The 16,280-nt window shown below is 46.9% G+C and carries 14 protein-coding genes and 2 riboswitches; of the genes, 1 reads left to right on the top strand and 13 read right to left on the bottom strand.

Features of this window, described 5'->3' with window-relative positions; translation table 11 throughout:
• Positions 1–4: 4 nt before the first annotated feature.
• From QOZ98_RS18060 to sat, 7 genes are all read right to left on the bottom strand, one after another.
• Positions 5–757, bottom strand: coding sequence for a sirohydrochlorin chelatase (locus QOZ98_RS18060; RefSeq protein ID WP_308788669.1), 753 nt, complete (start codon positions 755–757; stop codon positions 5–7).
• A 12-nt stretch (positions 758–769) separates the two neighbouring features.
• A complete protein-coding gene (cobA, locus tag QOZ98_RS18055) occupies positions 770–1,546 on the bottom strand; it encodes a uroporphyrinogen-III C-methyltransferase (RefSeq protein ID WP_308788668.1) in 777 nt (258 codons plus the stop codon).
• A gap of 84 nt (positions 1,547–1,630) precedes the next feature.
• Positions 1,631–2,344, bottom strand: a complete 714-nt coding sequence (locus QOZ98_RS18050; RefSeq protein ID WP_308788667.1) for a phosphoadenylyl-sulfate reductase — start codon at positions 2,342–2,344, stop codon at positions 1,631–1,633.
• Between the two features lie 167 nt (positions 2,345–2,511).
• Positions 2,512–2,628: riboswitch (SAM riboswitch) on the bottom strand.
• 137 nt (positions 2,629–2,765) lie between these two features.
• Entirely contained in the window at positions 2,766–3,578 is an 813-nt protein-coding gene (gene cysQ, locus QOZ98_RS18045; RefSeq protein ID WP_308788666.1) for a 3'(2'),5'-bisphosphate nucleotidase CysQ, read from the bottom strand.
• Positions 3,578–4,180 (bottom strand): adenylyl-sulfate kinase, encoded by a 603-nt coding sequence (gene cysC / locus QOZ98_RS18040; RefSeq protein WP_308788665.1) that lies wholly within the window; start codon positions 4,178–4,180, stop codon positions 3,578–3,580. Before cysC ends, cysQ begins: the two co-directional genes overlap by 1 nt.
• 11 nt (positions 4,181–4,191) lie before the next feature.
• Positions 4,192–5,970, bottom strand: a complete 1,779-nt coding sequence (locus QOZ98_RS18035) for an SLC13 family permease (protein ID WP_308788664.1) — start codon at positions 5,968–5,970, stop codon at positions 4,192–4,194.
• A gap of 17 nt (positions 5,971–5,987) precedes the next feature.
• Complete coding sequence (sat, locus tag QOZ98_RS18030; RefSeq protein WP_308788663.1) at positions 5,988–7,151, bottom strand: sulfate adenylyltransferase; 1,164 nt, start codon at positions 7,149–7,151, stop codon at positions 5,988–5,990.
• A 136-nt stretch (positions 7,152–7,287) separates the two neighbouring features.
• Positions 7,288–7,394: riboswitch (SAM riboswitch) on the bottom strand.
• 230 nt (positions 7,395–7,624) lie between these two features.
• Here sat and QOZ98_RS18025 point away from each other — a divergent pair.
• Positions 7,625–8,269, top strand: coding sequence for an NAD(P)-binding protein (locus QOZ98_RS18025; RefSeq protein ID WP_308788662.1), 645 nt, complete (start codon positions 7,625–7,627; stop codon positions 8,267–8,269).
• A 73-nt stretch (positions 8,270–8,342) separates the two neighbouring features.
• Here the strand turns inward: QOZ98_RS18025 and xylF are convergent, their stop codons facing one another.
• The 6 genes from xylF to QOZ98_RS17995 all read right to left on the bottom strand — a co-directional run bounded on the left by xylF (position 8,343) and on the right by QOZ98_RS17995 (position 16,211).
• Positions 8,343–9,401: a D-xylose ABC transporter substrate-binding protein gene (gene xylF, locus QOZ98_RS18020; RefSeq protein WP_308788661.1), complete on the bottom strand. Its 1,059-nt coding sequence runs from the start codon at positions 9,399–9,401 to the stop codon at positions 8,343–8,345.
• The gene (locus QOZ98_RS18015) at positions 9,394–10,947 is read right to left on the bottom strand and encodes a response regulator (protein WP_308788660.1); all 1,554 of its coding nucleotides are present in this window, start codon (positions 10,945–10,947) and stop codon (positions 9,394–9,396) included. Before QOZ98_RS18015 ends, xylF begins: the two co-directional genes overlap by 8 nt.
• Positions 10,922–12,388 carry a sensor histidine kinase gene (locus tag QOZ98_RS18010; protein ID WP_308788659.1) on the bottom strand — a complete coding sequence of 489 codons (1,467 nt, stop codon included), beginning with the start codon at positions 12,386–12,388 and terminating at the stop codon, positions 10,922–10,924. Before QOZ98_RS18010 ends, QOZ98_RS18015 begins: the two co-directional genes overlap by 26 nt.
• A complete protein-coding gene (locus QOZ98_RS18005) occupies positions 12,385–13,365 on the bottom strand; it encodes a sugar ABC transporter substrate-binding protein (RefSeq protein ID WP_308788658.1) in 981 nt (326 codons plus the stop codon). The genes QOZ98_RS18010 and QOZ98_RS18005 overlap by 4 nt, the downstream gene beginning before the upstream one ends.
• A 137-nt stretch (positions 13,366–13,502) precedes the next feature.
• Positions 13,503–14,678 carry a sugar ABC transporter permease gene (locus QOZ98_RS18000; RefSeq protein WP_308788657.1) on the bottom strand — a complete coding sequence of 392 codons (1,176 nt, stop codon included), beginning with the start codon at positions 14,676–14,678 and terminating at the stop codon, positions 13,503–13,505.
• Positions 14,679–14,690: 12 nt separating this feature from the next.
• Entirely contained in the window at positions 14,691–16,211 is a 1,521-nt protein-coding gene (locus QOZ98_RS17995) for an ATP-binding cassette domain-containing protein (protein ID WP_308788656.1), read from the bottom strand.
• Positions 16,212–16,280: the final 69 nt, after the last annotated feature.

Raw genomic sequence — 16,280 nt, 5'->3', positions numbered from 1 at the left:
TCTTTCACCATACCGGCTGCTGTTTGTTTTGCAGCGCTTCATGGACACGTTCAGCGAGGGCATCCACCATCGATGGATGATCGCCTAAATATCCGCATAATATAATTTGCTGTTCTTTGGTAGACAAACTGTTAATTTTCTTCTGCATTGATTTGACCAAGAGTCCTGTGAACCATAGATAAGGAACAACGAAAATCTGCTTGCTGCCGCTATTGATCGAAGCTTGCAATCCTTCATCAAATGACGGAGCGCTGGCAGCCAAATAACAAACATCGATTTTTGGCACCTTGACTTTCACTGCCAGTTTCGCAGCAATTCCTTCGACCGAGCGGGTGATTTCCGAACTTTTCCCACCACGTCCGACCAGCAGAATTTCCGCTTCAGGCAATCGTTCAACTCCAGTTTCCTGCAGGCGCTCGGCTAGAATTTCTACGAGGCGATCCTGGACACCAAGTGGCTTTCCGTAAGTAAATCGGATATCCGGATAACGCAACACCGATTTTTTAACTTCATCCGGAATGTCTTCGTAATAATGTCCAGCGCTCAGCAGCAATACCGGTACAACCGCAATTGCGGTAGCGCCCTGCTCGGCAAGGCTGTCGATCCCTTCGCCAATATCCGGACTGACCAACTCCAAAAAGCAAGTTTCATGAAGAGCCACATCCACTTTTTGGTGTACCTGCTCCATAAATGCCATCGCTTCCTGGCGTGTTTCTTTGACTCGGCTCCCGTGGCTTACATATAATACAGCCTGCATATCACCATCTCCTCATCCTACATGGGCGGCAAGCTGAAATTGCTTTTCGTCCTGCAGCTGCTCATACCATTGCAATTTGTCTCTCAGACGGACTACTTCTCCCACCACAATCATCGAAGGATTTTCGAAACCTTTTGCATTTTGAATAATATCCTCAAGGGTTCCCGTCACTGTCCGCTGCCGTTCCGTTGTGCCCCATTCAATCAAGGCAATCGGCGTCGACGGCTTCAGACCATGGCGCAGCAATCGGCTACAGATTTCCGGAAGTTTGCTGACACCCATATAGATGCACAGCGTATCCATGCTTTTAACGACATGCTCCCAATATTCATCCTGATCAACGCCCACTTTGCTGACTCCGGAAATAAATGCCACGGATGCACTGTAATCGCGGTGGGTCACTGGAATTCCGGCATAGGCAGGCGCTGCAATGCCGGCTGTAATGCCCGGCACAATTTCAAATGGAATGTTGTGGTCGACCAATGCTTCCGCTTCTTCTCCTCCTCTTCCAAAAACAAAAGGGTCGCCGCCTTTCAGGCGTGTCACCGTCTTGCCCTGCAACGCAAACCGGCACAGCAGTTCATTGATCTCTTGCTGTTTCAACGAATGGTTGTCAGGTCTCTTGCCGCAATAAATCAGTTGCGCATTTTCTTTCGCTTCGTCCAGCAAGTCCTGGTTTATTAAGCGATCATAAAGGATGACATCAGCCTTTTGAATGGCTTTCAGCCCTTTCACTGTAATCAAATCAAGGTCGCCTGGACCTGCACCAACTAAATAAACTTTTTTCATAAGCTTCCTAGACTCCTTTTTTCAACCAGAGAACTGATGATTGCCCCATTTTCTGATCGTTAATATACATCTTTGCCGGCCCAGTTATGTATGCAGGCCACATTCCGTTTTCGCAAAGCCTTTCCATCTTCCGTCGCGGCTGTCTCCATCAGTCGTCACTGCGAACGAGCAATGCTTGCAGCCGATGCTCGGATAGCCTTCGTCGTGCAAAATATTGTATTCAAGTCCGTTCAATTGGATATACTGCCAAACATCGTCCCACGTCCAGTGGATCAGCGGGCAAATCTTCACCGATTTGAACCGGTTGTCCTTGTTGATGAAATCCGTTTTGCTGCGGCTGGCCGACTGCTCTCTTCTCAAACCGGAAATCCAGGCCTGCGCACCGGAAAGTGTTTGTTCGAGCGGTTTGACTTTGCGGATGTCGCAGCATTTATCCGGCTGGCTGTTCCATAGTTCATCGCCGAATTGGCTGGCTTGCTCCTGCAAAGTCAATTCCGGTTTTTTCATCCGGATATTCATGTTTGGATAGCGTTTTTTGACGCGTTCGATCAGTTCATAGGTTTGGTCGAAGTGGACGTCCGTATCCAAGAACACCACTTCCGCATCGCTCTTCACTTTGGATATCAGATCAATCAATACCATGCCTTCGGCTCCGAAGCTGCAGGCATACACAACATCTTCCCCGTAGGAATCGTAGGCCCATTGCAGAATATCAGCAGCACCTTTCAAGAGATCGGTTGGTGCAAGATCCTTGAATGGATCCCCAGTAAATTGCTCGTACGAAACTGCTTGGCTCATCCTATCTTCCTCCTTTTAAAATATGAATTTTTTCTTCTCTCCTGCCAAAGAAGAGTCGAGATCGAAGCTAACCTGCGGAATCTCTGCAACTAAATCTAAATAAAAATCCCTCTCTTCCATATAAAACAAGAAGAGAGGGATCTAATGCGCATTTGCGTCTGCCTGTCTTCTTATCTTCCAGATCCGATTGGGACCTGCTGGAATTGGCACATGATCCCCGGTCAATGACCAAAGCTGTTGCCGAGGCTTCAAAGGGCCAGTCCCTCCACCTCTCACGATAAGAAATACCTTATAAGATTACTAGGTTTTAATATTTGTATAAATACTATAGCAATAGAAGATACCTGTCAATAAAATTCTGAAAATATCATTTACTTACAATACTCGTTTCCATTAATTTACGCTTTCTTTATTCACTAAACTATTCATTCCATCCGGCTGCCAAAAACCATTCATTCGTTAGGCTTTCCTGGTTATAGGAAAATCGGCTTTGATCTTTGGCGGATCGCACCGTACCGCCTGCTGCTTCGACAATTGCCTGCCCAGCGGCCGTGTCCCACTCCATTGTCGGCGCAAAGCGGGGATAATAATCGGCCTTTCCTTCCGCTACCAGACAGAACTTCAGCGAACTGCCGGCCGATACGCTTTCGACCGGATTGCCGCCTTGCAAAGCTTCAATAAAGTCTTCGGTTTCAGCTGACATATGGGAGCGGCTCGTCACAACAGTGATTTTTTCTGAAGCCTTCCTGACAGACAGCGATGTACTTTTTTCACGTAATGCCTCAGCATTTTTGAACTTCGCTTTTGAAGCTTCTGCTATTTTGTAAGCACCGCCGTTTTCTTCACTATAATAAAAAACATCGGTGGCCGGTACGTAAATGGCACCAAGTACCGGATAGTTATCTTCTATTAAAGCAATATTGACGGTAAACTCGCCGTTCTGTTTAATAAATTCCTTCGTGCCATCAAGCGGATCCACCAGCCAAAACCGCTTCCACGTTTTTCGTTCTTTATAAGGGATTTCACTGCCTTCTTCACTCAGGACCGGAATATCGGGAAAGGCCCTCTGTAGCCCGAATTCGATCGCTTGATGCGACCGTTGATCGGCAATTGTCAGCGGCGACTCGTCCGCTTTTGTCTCGATTGCCAGTTCTTTTCCGTAAACTGCCATAATTTCTTTGCCTGCAGACAGGCTGATTTCAAGCAAGATTAGGGGATCAATACTTTTTTCCATTAGCCCAGGTAGCCAGTTTTCTTTAAATACTCAATAATCACTTGTACCGACTCTTCCAAACTCTGCTTGTCGGTTTCAATAATAATTTCGGGATTTACCGGTTCTTCGTACGGTGCGTCAATTCCTGTAAAGCCTTTGATTTCACCAAATCTGGCTTTTTTGTAAAGCCCTTTCGGATCTCGTGTTTCGCAGGTATCGACACTGCACTTCACATAAACTTCGATAAATTCGCCTTCTTCAAGCAAAGCGCGAACTTGATCGCGATCTTCCTGATATGGGGAAATGAACGCGGATAAGGTCAACACACCTGCATCACTCATCAGCTTGCCGACTTCACCGATTCGGCGGATATTTTCCGTACGGTCTTCCGGGCTGAATCCCAGGTTTTTATTCAAACCGTGGCGGACATTGTCGCCATCCAATAGATACGTACGGATTCCAAGTGAGTGGATTTCTTTTTCCAAGGCTACGGAAACCGTCGATTTCCCTGATCCTGATAATCCGGTGAACCACAAGACTCCGCTTTTGTGATTATTCAATTTCTGTCTATCCTGTTTCGTGACACTCGATTCATGCCAGACGATGTTGGTTGATTTGCTCATTTTTTCTCCTCCTAAAACCAGTAATAGTAAACGATTCCGATGGTTACCGACATAACCAGAATGCTGAGCGGTGTGCCTACTTTGACATAATCCATGAATTTATAGCCGCCAGGTCCGTAGACGATCAAGTTGGTCTGATAGCCGATGGGTGTAATAAAGCTGGCTGATGCTGCAATGGTGATAATGACGGCAAAACCCATTGGATCAAGCTGCAGGTTGCTGGCCATTTCAATGCCGATCGGGATCATCAGGACTGCCGCAGCACTATTGGTGATCAATTCTGTAAAAATGCTGGTCAATAAATAAATTAAAATGAGGATCGCCAGCAGTCCGAACGGCTGTCCAACTGCCAACAGCCCGTCCGCCGCCCATTGCGCCAGACCGGTTTTAGTCATTGCAGCACCTACACCAAACGCGCTGGCAATCAGCAGCAGGACATTAAACTGCACATCATTTTTTGCATCGTCCATAGAAACCGACTTGGTCACCAGCAAAATCAGTACCGCTAATGCCATGGCTTTGAACATCGTCAGCCAGCCGACAATGACGAGAGCGATGGCTCCCAATAACACCAGCAAGGAAAACCAGCCGACAAAGCGGCTTTCCTCTAAGGATTTGGGAGTCTTCATAGAAGATACTACATAAAAGTCATTGGATTGCTGGTACTTTTCCACAAATCCGGTTCCAGCGAGCAGCAGCAGGGTATCGCCCGGACGCAGGATGATATCGCCAACTTTGCTTTTGATGCGTTCGTTGTTTCGATGGACTGCCATGACGCCTGCATCATAGCGTGAACGGAATTGAGATTGTTTGATAGTTTTCGACAGCAGCGAAGATTCATGGGAAACAACCGCTTCCGCCAGCTGCGTGTTGCCGTTTTTCAAATCCTCTAGCTGCAAATCAGTTCCGGTCTTCAAGGTCAGCCCTTTTCTTTTTTGCAAATCTGCAATGGTCGCAATAAGTCCTGTAAAAATCAGGCGGTCTCCTGACTGAATAATGGTTTTAGAGCTAACCGATGAAATCCGCGTCTGATCGCGAATGATTTCAATCAAGTACAGTCCTTTTAAATCCCGCAGCTTTGCTTGTTCGACCGTTTGGTTGGTGTGCGGAAACGTTTCTTCCACTACCATTTCAGCAATGTATTTCCGAGAATCTTCAGTAACCTGCTTGCTGAAACCCTTGTTTTCGGGCAACAGCATGTTGCCAATCGTAAATAAATAAATCAAGCCGACAATGGTGATTGGAATGCCGACAATCGCCAATTGAAACAGGGAAAACCCTGGAAGCCCATAATCGATCAGCATGCCGTGCACCACCAGGTTGGTGGAAGTTCCCATCAATGTGATGGTGCCTCCTAAAATCGTGACATACGATAAAGGAATCAACACCTTGGACGGCGCGATATTCCGTTCTTCACACCATTTTTTTAATAGCGGCGTCAATGTCACCACAATGGGTGTGTTATTCAGAAAAGCCGAAATTAACGGCAGCGGAAGAAAAATACGAAACAGGGATCCTTTCAGGCTTTTGCCTTTATTCAGCCAGCCAATCATCATCTGGTCGATCAGGCCATGCTTTTGTACGGTTCCGACAACGATGAACAATAAGGCAATCGTCAGCATTCCGGGATTGGAAAATCCACGCAATGCTTCTTCGGTCGTTAAAATCCCGGACAGCAGCAACACGACCAATGCCGAAAATACGATCATATCCGGACGGGCAATTTCAAAAAGCAATGCACTGACCATAGCGACAATGACAATGAGCACAAAAATCATTTGGACTAACATGGGCAACCATCCTCTAATTAGTTACTGATCACGGTCTCCCGCAAGCCTTTGATGAGCACATCGGCCACTTCCGGACGGGAAAACTGCTTCGGCGGCTTTTCCCCGTTGCGAAGCAATTCACGGACTTTCGTGCCGCTTAAATGAACATGATTTTCTGCGGTATGTGGGCACGTCTTAGCTGTCGCCATGTTTTCACATGCATTGCAGTAGAAGGAATGTTCGAATTTGAAAATTTGAATGCCCAATTCATCTTTAAACTGGCTGATGAATTCCTGCGCTTCGTATGTGCCGTAATAATCGCCGACACCGGCATGATCGCGGCCGACAATAAAATGTGTACAGCCATAATTTTTGCGGACAATGGCGTGAAGAACCGCTTCTTTTGGACCCGCATAGCGCATTGCGGCAGGGTAGATGGCCAGACGCGCCCGGTCTGCAGGATAATAATGTTTTAAAATGACTTGATAACTTTCCATCCGCACTGCCGCTGAAATGTCATCGGATTTCGTTTCACCCACGAGCGGGTTCAGCAAGAGGCCGTCGACCACTTCCAATGCTGCTTTCTGAATATATTCATGTGCGCGATGCACCGGGTTGCGTGTTTGGAAGCCGACAATCGTTTTCCAGCCAAGTTCCTGGAACAGCTGGCGCGTTTCAACCGGATCCAGATGGAATTCCTCGAACTCGCTGTGATCGGGACGATTTAATAAAGTGATTGGCCCTGCTAGATACACATCGCCTCGTTCATATAGTTTTTTCACGCCAGCGTGCGCTTCCTCAGTCGTTCCGTAAATTTTTTCCGCTTCCAGTCGTTTGTCGTACGGATATTTTTCCGCCAGCTGGAGGGTTCCGTAAATGACGCCGTCCTCGCCTTTCAAAGCTATTTCATCGCCGACTTCGTAGCTGTCTGCTTCTTCCGCCGTTACCGACAGCGTGATCGGCACGCTCCAAACGGTGCCATTGCTGAGTCGTGATGTATGCACCACACTTTCATAATCCTTTTGTCCAAGGAAACCAGTCAACGGGCTGAATCCGCCAATGCCAATCAGTTCCAAATCCGAGATCGCCCAATCTGAAATGAATAGAGAGGAAAGTGTTTCTGCATTCTTTAAAGCCTTTTCTCTTTTCGTGCCAGTCACCTGTCTGTTTACCAAATCTCCACCGTGTGCTTTGCTTGTCATGTTATTACCTCCAAGGTTAGTTTTATGTTTTGCGGTTTTCTTCGCAGCCGTTCTGAAACCAAACTTCCAACGCGTTCGAACAAAAAGAAAAGGACCTTCTTCAATTAAGAAGAAGGTCCGAAAAAACAAAACAATCTTCTTATCTTCTAGGCTGGTAAAAGCCTATTGGAGTTAGCACCGTTTCCTTAAAGGAGGGTTGCTGAGACATCAAAGGGCCAATCCCTCCGTCTCTCTTGATAAGAACGTATATTCAATTTTTGATGTTAGTTGTTTGAAATATTTGATTTTACAAAGTATATAATAGACTATTCCGAGTGTCAAACTATGTTTTAAAGTTTTTTCATTTTTTCAAATGGAAAATCCCGCATGCCTAGGATTGAAAGAATAAAGTTATTTGATATGCGAAAATCGGCGGGTTCAACGCAGAAACAGATTTATTTGATAGTATTAGGAGAGTTGAGGAGGCGAAGAAGATGACTGTCATTCCCATCATGATCGATTTGGAAGACAAAAAAGTGGTTGTTGTTGGCGGCGGAAAAATCGCCAAGCGAAAGTTGGATGTGTTGCTGGATAGTGAAGCTGAATTAATCGTCATCAGCCCTAGTGTGACAAAGGAAATAAACTTATGGGCTGAAGAAGAGAAAATTATTTGGAAGCAAAAAGAATTCGAGCCTCAAGATGCAGAAGAAGCTTTTTTGCTGGTTATCGCGACAGACAACCCAACCGTCAATGCAGCTGTACGAAAAGCGGCACCGCCCAATTGCCTGGTTAATGCTTCGGGTGAAGCTGAGTCCGGCAATGTCCATTTTCCCGCTCATTTTAAGAGAGGCAAATTGAGCATTGCTGTTGCCACAGCCGGCGCAAGCCCCATGCTCGCCAAAATGATCAAACAGGAGCTGCAAATGCAATTTGACGAAAGCTATGAACAATACTTGGAGTTTCTTTATAGTGCCAGACAGCTGCTCAAGCAAACGGGTCTGCCAAGGAGCGCCAAAGAAGAATACTTGCGCAACTTCCTGGATCAATCTTTTTTACACCCTGAGATCCAGCAGCAAGCACTCGGCGAATTGCAGCTGCTCGCAAACAAAGCGGGCGATTCCGGACAAGGTTCGAACTGAAAATCTGCTGCACGACAAGCCGGTTCAGCTCGAAAATATGTACTTTAGAATTTCTGAATTGCCGATTTCCCCATTATTCATTTGCTGCTCCGTAAACATCCGTTCCGGTGTGGAAGCCATCTGCAATAACTGTATCCCGCATATTCTCGGCCGTTACCGGAATCGGCGCCAGAAGAATGGATGGCACATCGATCTTGCCGTTGTTAACAGATCTAACGGTAGTGACGGTTTCCCCTTTTGCCATCCTGACAGCCAAAGCAGCTGCTTGTTTGGTTAAAGTCTGGATGGGTTTGTAGACGGTCATTGTCTGTGTTCCACCGACAATCCGCTGTGCGGCTGCAAGTTCTGCATCCTGTCCCGCTACCGGAATTTCCCCTGCTAAGCCTTGTGCTTCCAATGCCTGAATAACTCCGCCCGCAGTCGCGTCATTTGCAGCGATGACCGCATCGATTTGATTGTTGTTCGCAGCGAGCGCTTCAGTCATATTGAGAAATGCTTTTTCCGGCGACCAGTCTTCGGTCCATTGGTCGTAGACAATTTTAATGTCTCCCCGATCGATGGCTGGCTGCAGTACATTAAATACGCCTTTTTTTATCAGGTGAACATTATTGTCGGTCGTTGCCCCTCCAATATAGACGTAATTCCCTTTTGGCACCAGGTCCAAAATCGCCGTTGCCTGCATTTCGCCTACTCGCTCGTTATCGAATGATACGTATAGATCGATATCGGCATTTTTCACCAGACGGTCATAAGCAATAACCTGAATTCCGGCACGGTGCGCAGTATGGACGATTGCCGCTGTCGCCTCTGCGTTATGCGGCACTATAACCAAAAGGTCGATGCCTTGTTGTATCAGCGTTTCAGCCTGCGTAAGCTGCAACGCATCATCGCCGTTGGCTGCTACAATCTCCACTTCGGCACCCAAATCCTCTATTGCTTCCTTGAACAAAGCCTGGTCTTTCAGCCAGCGCTCCTCCTTTAGCGTATCCATGGAAAATCCGATTTTGATGGTCTCTTCATCCACAACCGGTGTTTTTTCGGGAACGGCTTTGCTGACAGTCTCGCCGGCCGTACAGGCAGTAAGCATCAGGCCGATGAATAAAAACAAAACCATATGAATTTTTTTATTCATCGCTGTGATCTTTCCTTTCCGTCAGAAGTGTCCGGCGGTATTCCTTTGGAGAAACCTCATTCATCTTTTTGAACACTTTGCTGAAATAATTCGGCTCATGGTAACCAATTTCAAAGGAGATTTCCTTTAAGCTTTTTTGCGGGTCTCCCAATAGTTTTTTTGCTTTGTCCATACGGCAGGAAGTCAGGAAATCGATGTAATTGATGCCCAGTTTTTCTTTGAACATCTTGCTCAGATAAATCGGACTCAGCTCTACTTTGCGCGCCAGGGCGTCCAATGAAATGTCTTTATGGGAATGATCCATAATATACTGCTTGATCTGATGGATTTTATCCACTTCAAGGCGGTCGTAATGTTCCAGGTAAACCTTTTTTAATCCCTCGATCACTTGAAGTGTTTCGCCAAGCAGCTGCCGATGATCTTTGGCTTGGATCGTGTAATAGGGGATCGTGGCGTCAATGCCCATTTCTCCCATAACCCTCGCGGTGACCCATAAAAATTCAAGTGTTCGCTGCTGGGTCCACAGGATATTGGCTCCTTCCTGCTCGAAGCGCCGGATCAAGTCCATCACCAAGCGGTCGATCGACTCCCATTCTCCTAACCGAATAAAATCGAACAGCCTTTTCTCCTGCTGCTTGACGAAAGCGGCATCGCCCGCTTTTTCAAGAGATGGAACATCAGAGGAGAAACGGTATCTTGCTGGCAGCGACAGATCCATCGTGGCGATCAGAGATTTCTGGTAGGAATTCCGGATATCCTCCAACGATTCACAGACCGGACCCACTCCGACAAACCAGCCATCCTGCCGGTTTTCCGAAATCGACAGGATCGCTTTCACCAACGAAACTGCCTGTGAACGAAACGACTTTTCTGTATTCCGAAAGACGATGATAGGCAATTGGCGGCCATACAACGCCCCTATCCATGCATTTTCAGTTTCGCGAATTTTCTCTTTTACTTGCGCGTACAATTTCTCCAAGCCTTCCGGCACCAGCACCGTCATGACGAACTTTTCTGCAGTCGCCGGTATTTCCAATAAATCCACGAGCAGTTCGATATGGACATCGTGGACATGGTCGAACAGCAATTGAGTAACGATATCGGTTTCTACAATAGCCAAAGCTTTTTGAAAGTCTTCCTGCTGCTGGTGCTGAACAGCGGAAGCCTGTTCTTTTTGGGCTCGCTGCTCCAGCAGTTTGCCAACCGTCGCCACGATTTCTCCGGCTTTGCTCGGTTTCAGCAAATAATCTTTGACACCCAACTTAATTGCCTGACGGGCATAATCAAACGTGTCGAAAGCCGTGACCATGACGAATTGAATATCCCGATTTTCCTGCTGAATTTTTTCTATTGCTTCGAGCCCGGTCATTCCCGGCATCATAATATCCATAAATATCCAGTCCGGTTTCCAGGACTCCGCCAAGTCAATCGCTATTTTGCCGTTTCTCGCCTGTTTGATATCAAAATTGGTATAAGAACCCTGCAAAATAGCCTGCATGCCGTCCCGTTCAATCGGCTCATCATCTACTATCAACAGCTTGATCATGGTTAGTTGTCCCCCTGACTTTCGGCAATTTCAAAATAATTTTGGTTCCTCGCCCTATTTCACTTTCCACAGCCACCAAATCTTCCTTGCCATAAAACAGCTGCAGCCTTTTAACAACATTGGCAAAACCAATGCCGGTTGAATGGCCTTCTGCGGGCACAATTGCACCTTCGAGCAGCTGCTGCCGCTTATCCGAACTCATGCCTTTGCCGTTGTCCTCGATTTCAATCCACACTTCATCTTGTTGATCTTTGATACGGAACCATATATGGCCTCCATCTTCTTCCGGTTCAATCGCATGAATCACTGCATTTTCAATAAGCGGCTGCAGCGTGAGGCCCGGAATCTGCAAATTTAAGCAGCCGGAATCCAGCTCCGTAAAAAACTGCAGCCGATCGCTGAACCGCGCTTTCTGGATTTCCATGTATTGGCGGAGGACAAATTCTTCTTCGGCCAGCGTCACAGCACGGTCCATGCGCTTTAAGTTATAGCGCAGCAAACTGGCAACACTGACCAGCAAGTCGCTGGTTTCTTCAGCGCCATCCAAGTATGCTTTTTTTGATAAAGTATTCAAGGTATTGAAGAGGAAATGAGGATTGATCTGGCTTTGCAGGTTGTGCAATTGGCTTTGCTGAAGCAGCAGCTTGCTGTCCTGCAGCTCCCGTTCCAATTGGGCTTTCTGCTGGATTTCCAAAATCATATCGTTGATATTCCGGCGCATATGATTAAAGGTTTTAGCTAAAAAAGAAATTTCGTCGTTGGAATCCACATAAATTGTCTGATCAAAACGGCCCTTCGCCAATTCGTTCGCCGCTTTCGTCAATTGATGGATCGGCTTGGTGATGCTGAGTGAGAACAAATACGTAAACAGCAATAGCGCCGCTGTGATCAACAGCAGCAGCCAGACTCCCAGTTTTTTTAGTTCCGCCGATTGCTCGATGATTCCCCGGTAAAAGCCTTCGTACGTTTTCAGCTCGGTATCAATAATGGTTAGCGTCATTTCTGAAATATACATGGATATGCGATTAGCTTCCGTAAATTCCGTCAAGGAAGCTTCGGTGTCTCCCTCTTCTTGAAAACTTACGGATCGATCCACTGTTTCTATAAAACTGCTGATGAGGTGGCTGTAATTCGTCAATGCAAATTCATTTTCCACATTCCGCAATCCATAGACCGTCGATTGAACGTCTAAAAGGCGTTCTCTGCTGGCTTGTAGACTAGATTGCGTATCATCTGAGGGCATCAATAAGTAATTATTCAAATCCGTCACCATCTGCTGGCTTTCACTGGTGATTTCATTCATCTCCAAGTAGCGCTGCAAAATGTCATTGTATTGAGTCTGTACTTTTTGATTGTAGAAGGTCAGCGTCAGCCAGATAGCAATCATCATCACGAGCACCACGATTGCCAGCATCCAGATCTTTTTCTGAATTGTATTCATGGCTGAGCTACCGCCCCTTTCACGATACGGATATCTGTCGTATATCCATTGGATTCCAGAGGAACGACTTCATTTCTTAGCCATTGCATCATCAGCTCGACGCTTTGCTCGCCCATCTGCTCGGGCGACTGCTGAATCATTGCATCGAGCTTGCCTTGGTCAAGCAGGGACGCCGTTTCGGATCCATCATCAAATGAATAAAGGTAATAAGGCTCTAATTGGGCACGTCTGCTGATTTCTTTCATCATCGGTCCGACGTGATTGGCATTCAAGGCAATGAATGCCTCGACAGTCGGATGCTGGTTGAGGATATTTTGAGTGGCAGCAACGATTTCTTCATCCGACTTTCCGCTTTCTGCATAAACCGTTGAAATTTCGGCATGCTGCGCCAGACTTTCCGCCACTCCCTGCAGCCGCTGCTGTTGGCTGTATTGCTGCTCGACATCGCCAAGCACCACGACCTGTCCGCTCCCGCCCATCTCTTTAACCAATTGATGTGCCAGCATTTTTCCGGCAGCATAATGATCAGATCCTACAAAAGTTTTGCGCAGGCTCTCTTCTACCGGCACGTCATTGGCAACCGTAATAACAGGAATGCCATAAAACGCGGCTTTCTCTTTCGTTAACACCTTAAACTCTTCTGTATCCAGCCCTTGCACGATCACGCCATCCACTTTGGAGTGCAGAGCGATTTCGATCTGCTTTAAAAAATCCTCACGGTTATTGCCATAGCTTCCCCAAACATCCAAAATCACTCCTTGCTGTTCGGCTTGCGCCGCTGCTCCTGCTCCAACTTTTTCCCAGAAAGGCGTTTCCAGCTCTTGCGTGATTAGTACAAGCCGGTAGCTTTCCTCATCCGCCGGAACTGCGGCAGGCAATTGCCAGTCGGATCGAAACGCGCCTTCTGCCGACCATAAAGTGAAAAATCCAAGAACTGCACAGAGGGAGCAAAGGACGATTATGACTTTTTTTCTCACGGGATTTGGCTCCTTTTTCAGTAGTAAACTCTTCCCATCTTACCACTTGGCTGAAAATTCACAATACAGTTTTTGATGAGCAAAAAGCATCTCCCAAAAAGGAGATGCCACCTTATTCTCTTCGTCTTCCAAACCGCCTAAGCACGCTGACGGCGCGTCATTACATCAAATATCACAGCCGCCGCCAAAACGCCGCCGCGAATCATGTATTGATAGGAAATTCCGGTACCCAAAAGGTTCATCCCGCTGGATAGACAAGCCATAACCACAGCCCCAATGACGGCTCCTGTGACACGTCCCACACCACCTGCCGAAGAAACGCCGCCCACATAAGCAGCTGCAATGGCGTCCAACTCGAACAAAGTACCGGCCGTAGTTGTCGCCGACTGAAGACGTGAAGTAAACAGCAATCCGGACAAGGCTGCCAGCATGCCCATAGAGCCGAACACGATATAAGTGATTTTCTTCACATTAATGCCGCTTAAATGCGCTGCTTCCGGATTACTGCCGACTGCGTAAATATTGCGCCCTAACACAGTCTTTGTCGTCAGGAAATGATAGATGACCACGACCAGCAGCATAATTACCATGGTCCATGAAAATCCGTTATAGCCCGCTAAAATCCAGGTAATGTAGGCAATAACCAAAGAAACCAGCAAAAGCTTGATGAGGAAAATGCCGCTCGACATGACGTCAAACCCATAAGTCATTTTGTTTTTCCGAGTGGAAATTTCACTGTAGATGTATAAGATAATGGCTGCAACGCCGACCAGCAAAGAAAGCAGATGAAGGCCGTTGACCAGCATCAGTGACGGAATAAAACCGTTGCCGATGGCATTAAATTGGTCATTGTTGATGATGATTGTTCCGGTATCTTCCGTGACGTTCAGCAAAGCTCCACGGAAAATGAGCATGCCCGCCAGTGTTGCTACAAAAGCCGGGATCCCAAGCTGGGCAATCAAGAACCCATTGAAACAGCCGATCAAAATCCCAAACAGCAAAATGACGGGAATGGTGATCCAAATGGAAAAACCAAGCTGCGTCATGAAGATGGCCGCGACGGCCCCTAAAAAGCCGGCAACAAAACCTACGGATAAATCGATGTGGCGGATGACGATGACCAACGTCATGCCGACAGCGAGGACAGCAATATAGCCTGCCGAGTCAAGCAAGTTGCTGATGTTCCTGGAAGAAATGAACAGGCCGTCTGTCATGATCGTAAATGTCAGCATGATGACGATCAACGCGATGTACATGCCGTAATCACGGATATTTAGTTTTACGATGGATTTGGCTTCCGTAAATAGATTCATTGTGACTGCCTCCTATTGCGTCGCGAGCTCCATAATGGTCTCTTGAGTCGTTTCTTCAATTGCCAATTCGCCTTTTACCGCACCTTCAGCCATGACGTAGATGCGGTCGCTCATTCCCATAATCTCGCCAAGTTCCGAGGAAATCATGATGATGCTGAGCCCTTCTTTGATCAGTTCGTTCATAATAGTGTAAATTTCGAATTTTGCCCCCACATCAATCCCGCGGGTAGGCTCATCGAGGATGAGAATTCTCGGGCCCGTGAACAGCCATTTGCCGAGCGAGACTTTCTGCTGGTTGCCGCCGCTCAATTTGCCGACAACTTGTTCAAGAGAGCTGGCTTTGATATTGAGCGATTTTTTATATTCTGTTCCGACTTTCACTTCTTCGTTCAAGTTCAGGATGCCTTTTTTGGAAATGCCTTTCATGTGGGCAGCCGAGACATTGATTTTGATGTCCTGTATCAGAAACAGCCCATCGCCTTTGCGGTCTTCCGTCACATAGGCAATGCCCGCTTTGATGGCATCGCTGGTGTGCTTGAAGTTTTTCTTTTCCCCGTGTACTTCCAGCTCTCCTGCGAGCTTGTAGTTTTTAGGATTGCCGAAGATGCTGAGTGCCAGTTCTGTCCGGCCCGATCCCATGAGGCCTGCAATGCCGACGATTTCTCCTTTTTTCACTTCCAGGTTGATGTTCTTTGCCACTTTTCGGCCGAGTTGCGTGTCGTAGGCAGACCAATCTGTCAGCTTTAACACCGTTTCGCCGATTTTCTTGTCCGGCCGTTTCGGATAGATGTCTTCAATTTCACGGCCGACCATATTTTTGATGATGATGCTCTCAGTGATTTCACCTTTTTGCGCATCCAGCGTGCAGATCGTCTTGCCATCCCGCAGCACCGTGGCTTTGTCAGCTATCGAAATCACTTCCTTCAACTTATGTGAAATCATGATGCAGCTGATGCCCTGGCTTTTTAGTTCCTTCAATAAATCCAATAAGTTTTCGCTGTCATTTTCGTTCAAGGCAGCCGTCGGTTCATCGAGAATCAGCAGCTTCACGTCTTTGCTGAGGGCTTTGGCGATTTCAACCAGCTGCTGTTTTCCGACGCCAAGATCCTTAATCAAGGTTTCCGGCGTGACATTCAGTTTTACTTTTTTCAGCATTCGGGTCGCTTGAACGACGGTTTCATTCCAGTCGACAAAAGGCCCTTTTTTGATTTCGTTGCCTGCAAAGATGTTTTCGTATACAGTCAAATCCGGGAACAGGGCAAGCTCTTGATAGATGATGCCGATTCCTGCCCGGACACTGTCATTGATTTCGTTGAACTGCTGGACCTCTCCTTCGAAAACGATGTCTCCTTTATATGTTCCGTAAGGGTAAACACCACTCAGCACTTTCATCAAGGTGGATTTTCCAGCTCCATTTTCACCAATCAGGCAGTGGATTTCTCCCTTTTCGACTTTAAAGCTGACATCGGAGAGGGCCTTGACGCCTGGAAACTCTTTGGTGATATTGTTCATTTCCAAAATATAATCGTTCATGCAATTGCCTCCCTGCTCTAAATACGAGTGAAACGGAAGAACAGCGATAGAAGTTCTATCACTATTTTT

Origin of the sequence: Planomicrobium stackebrandtii (assembly GCF_030814955.1) — a bacterium.
Classification (GTDB): Bacteria; Bacillota; Bacilli; order Bacillales_A; family Planococcaceae; genus Planococcus; species Planococcus stackebrandtii.
Note: the sequence above shows the minus strand (reverse complement) of the source record. Positions and strands in the feature narration are given on the sequence as shown.

Coding starts and splice junctions, on each gene's coding strand:
- QOZ98_RS18010 (WP_308788659.1), bottom strand. CDS start 12,388: ATGAATACAATTCAGAAAAAGATCTGGATGCTGGCAATCGTGGTGCTC.
- QOZ98_RS18025 (WP_308788662.1), top strand. CDS start 7,625: ATGACTGTCATTCCCATCATGATCGATTTGGAAGACAAAAAAGTGGTT.
- sat (WP_308788663.1), bottom strand. CDS start 7,151: ATGACAAGCAAAGCACACGGTGGAGATTTGGTAAACAGACAGGTGACT.
- QOZ98_RS18050 (WP_308788667.1), bottom strand. CDS start 2,344: ATGAGCCAAGCAGTTTCGTACGAGCAATTTACTGGGGATCCATTCAAG.
- QOZ98_RS18060 (WP_308788669.1), bottom strand. CDS start 757: ATGCAGGCTGTATTATATGTAAGCCACGGGAGCCGAGTCAAAGAAACA.
- QOZ98_RS18015 (WP_308788660.1), bottom strand. CDS start 10,947: ATGATCAAGCTGTTGATAGTAGATGATGAGCCGATTGAACGGGACGGC.
- cysC (WP_308788665.1), bottom strand. CDS start 4,180: ATGAGCAAATCAACCAACATCGTCTGGCATGAATCGAGTGTCACGAAA.
- QOZ98_RS18035 (WP_308788664.1), bottom strand. CDS start 5,970: ATGTTAGTCCAAATGATTTTTGTGCTCATTGTCATTGTCGCTATGGTC.
- cysQ (WP_308788666.1), bottom strand. CDS start 3,578: ATGGAAAAAAGTATTGATCCCCTAATCTTGCTTGAAATCAGCCTGTCT.
- xylF (WP_308788661.1), bottom strand. CDS start 9,401: ATGAATAAAAAAATTCATATGGTTTTGTTTTTATTCATCGGCCTGATG.
- cobA (WP_308788668.1), bottom strand. CDS start 1,546: ATGAAAAAAGTTTATTTAGTTGGTGCAGGTCCAGGCGACCTTGATTTG.
- QOZ98_RS17995 (WP_308788656.1), bottom strand. CDS start 16,211: ATGAACGATTATATTTTGGAAATGAACAATATCACCAAAGAGTTTCCA.
- QOZ98_RS18000 (WP_308788657.1), bottom strand. CDS start 14,678: ATGAATCTATTTACGGAAGCCAAATCCATCGTAAAACTAAATATCCGT.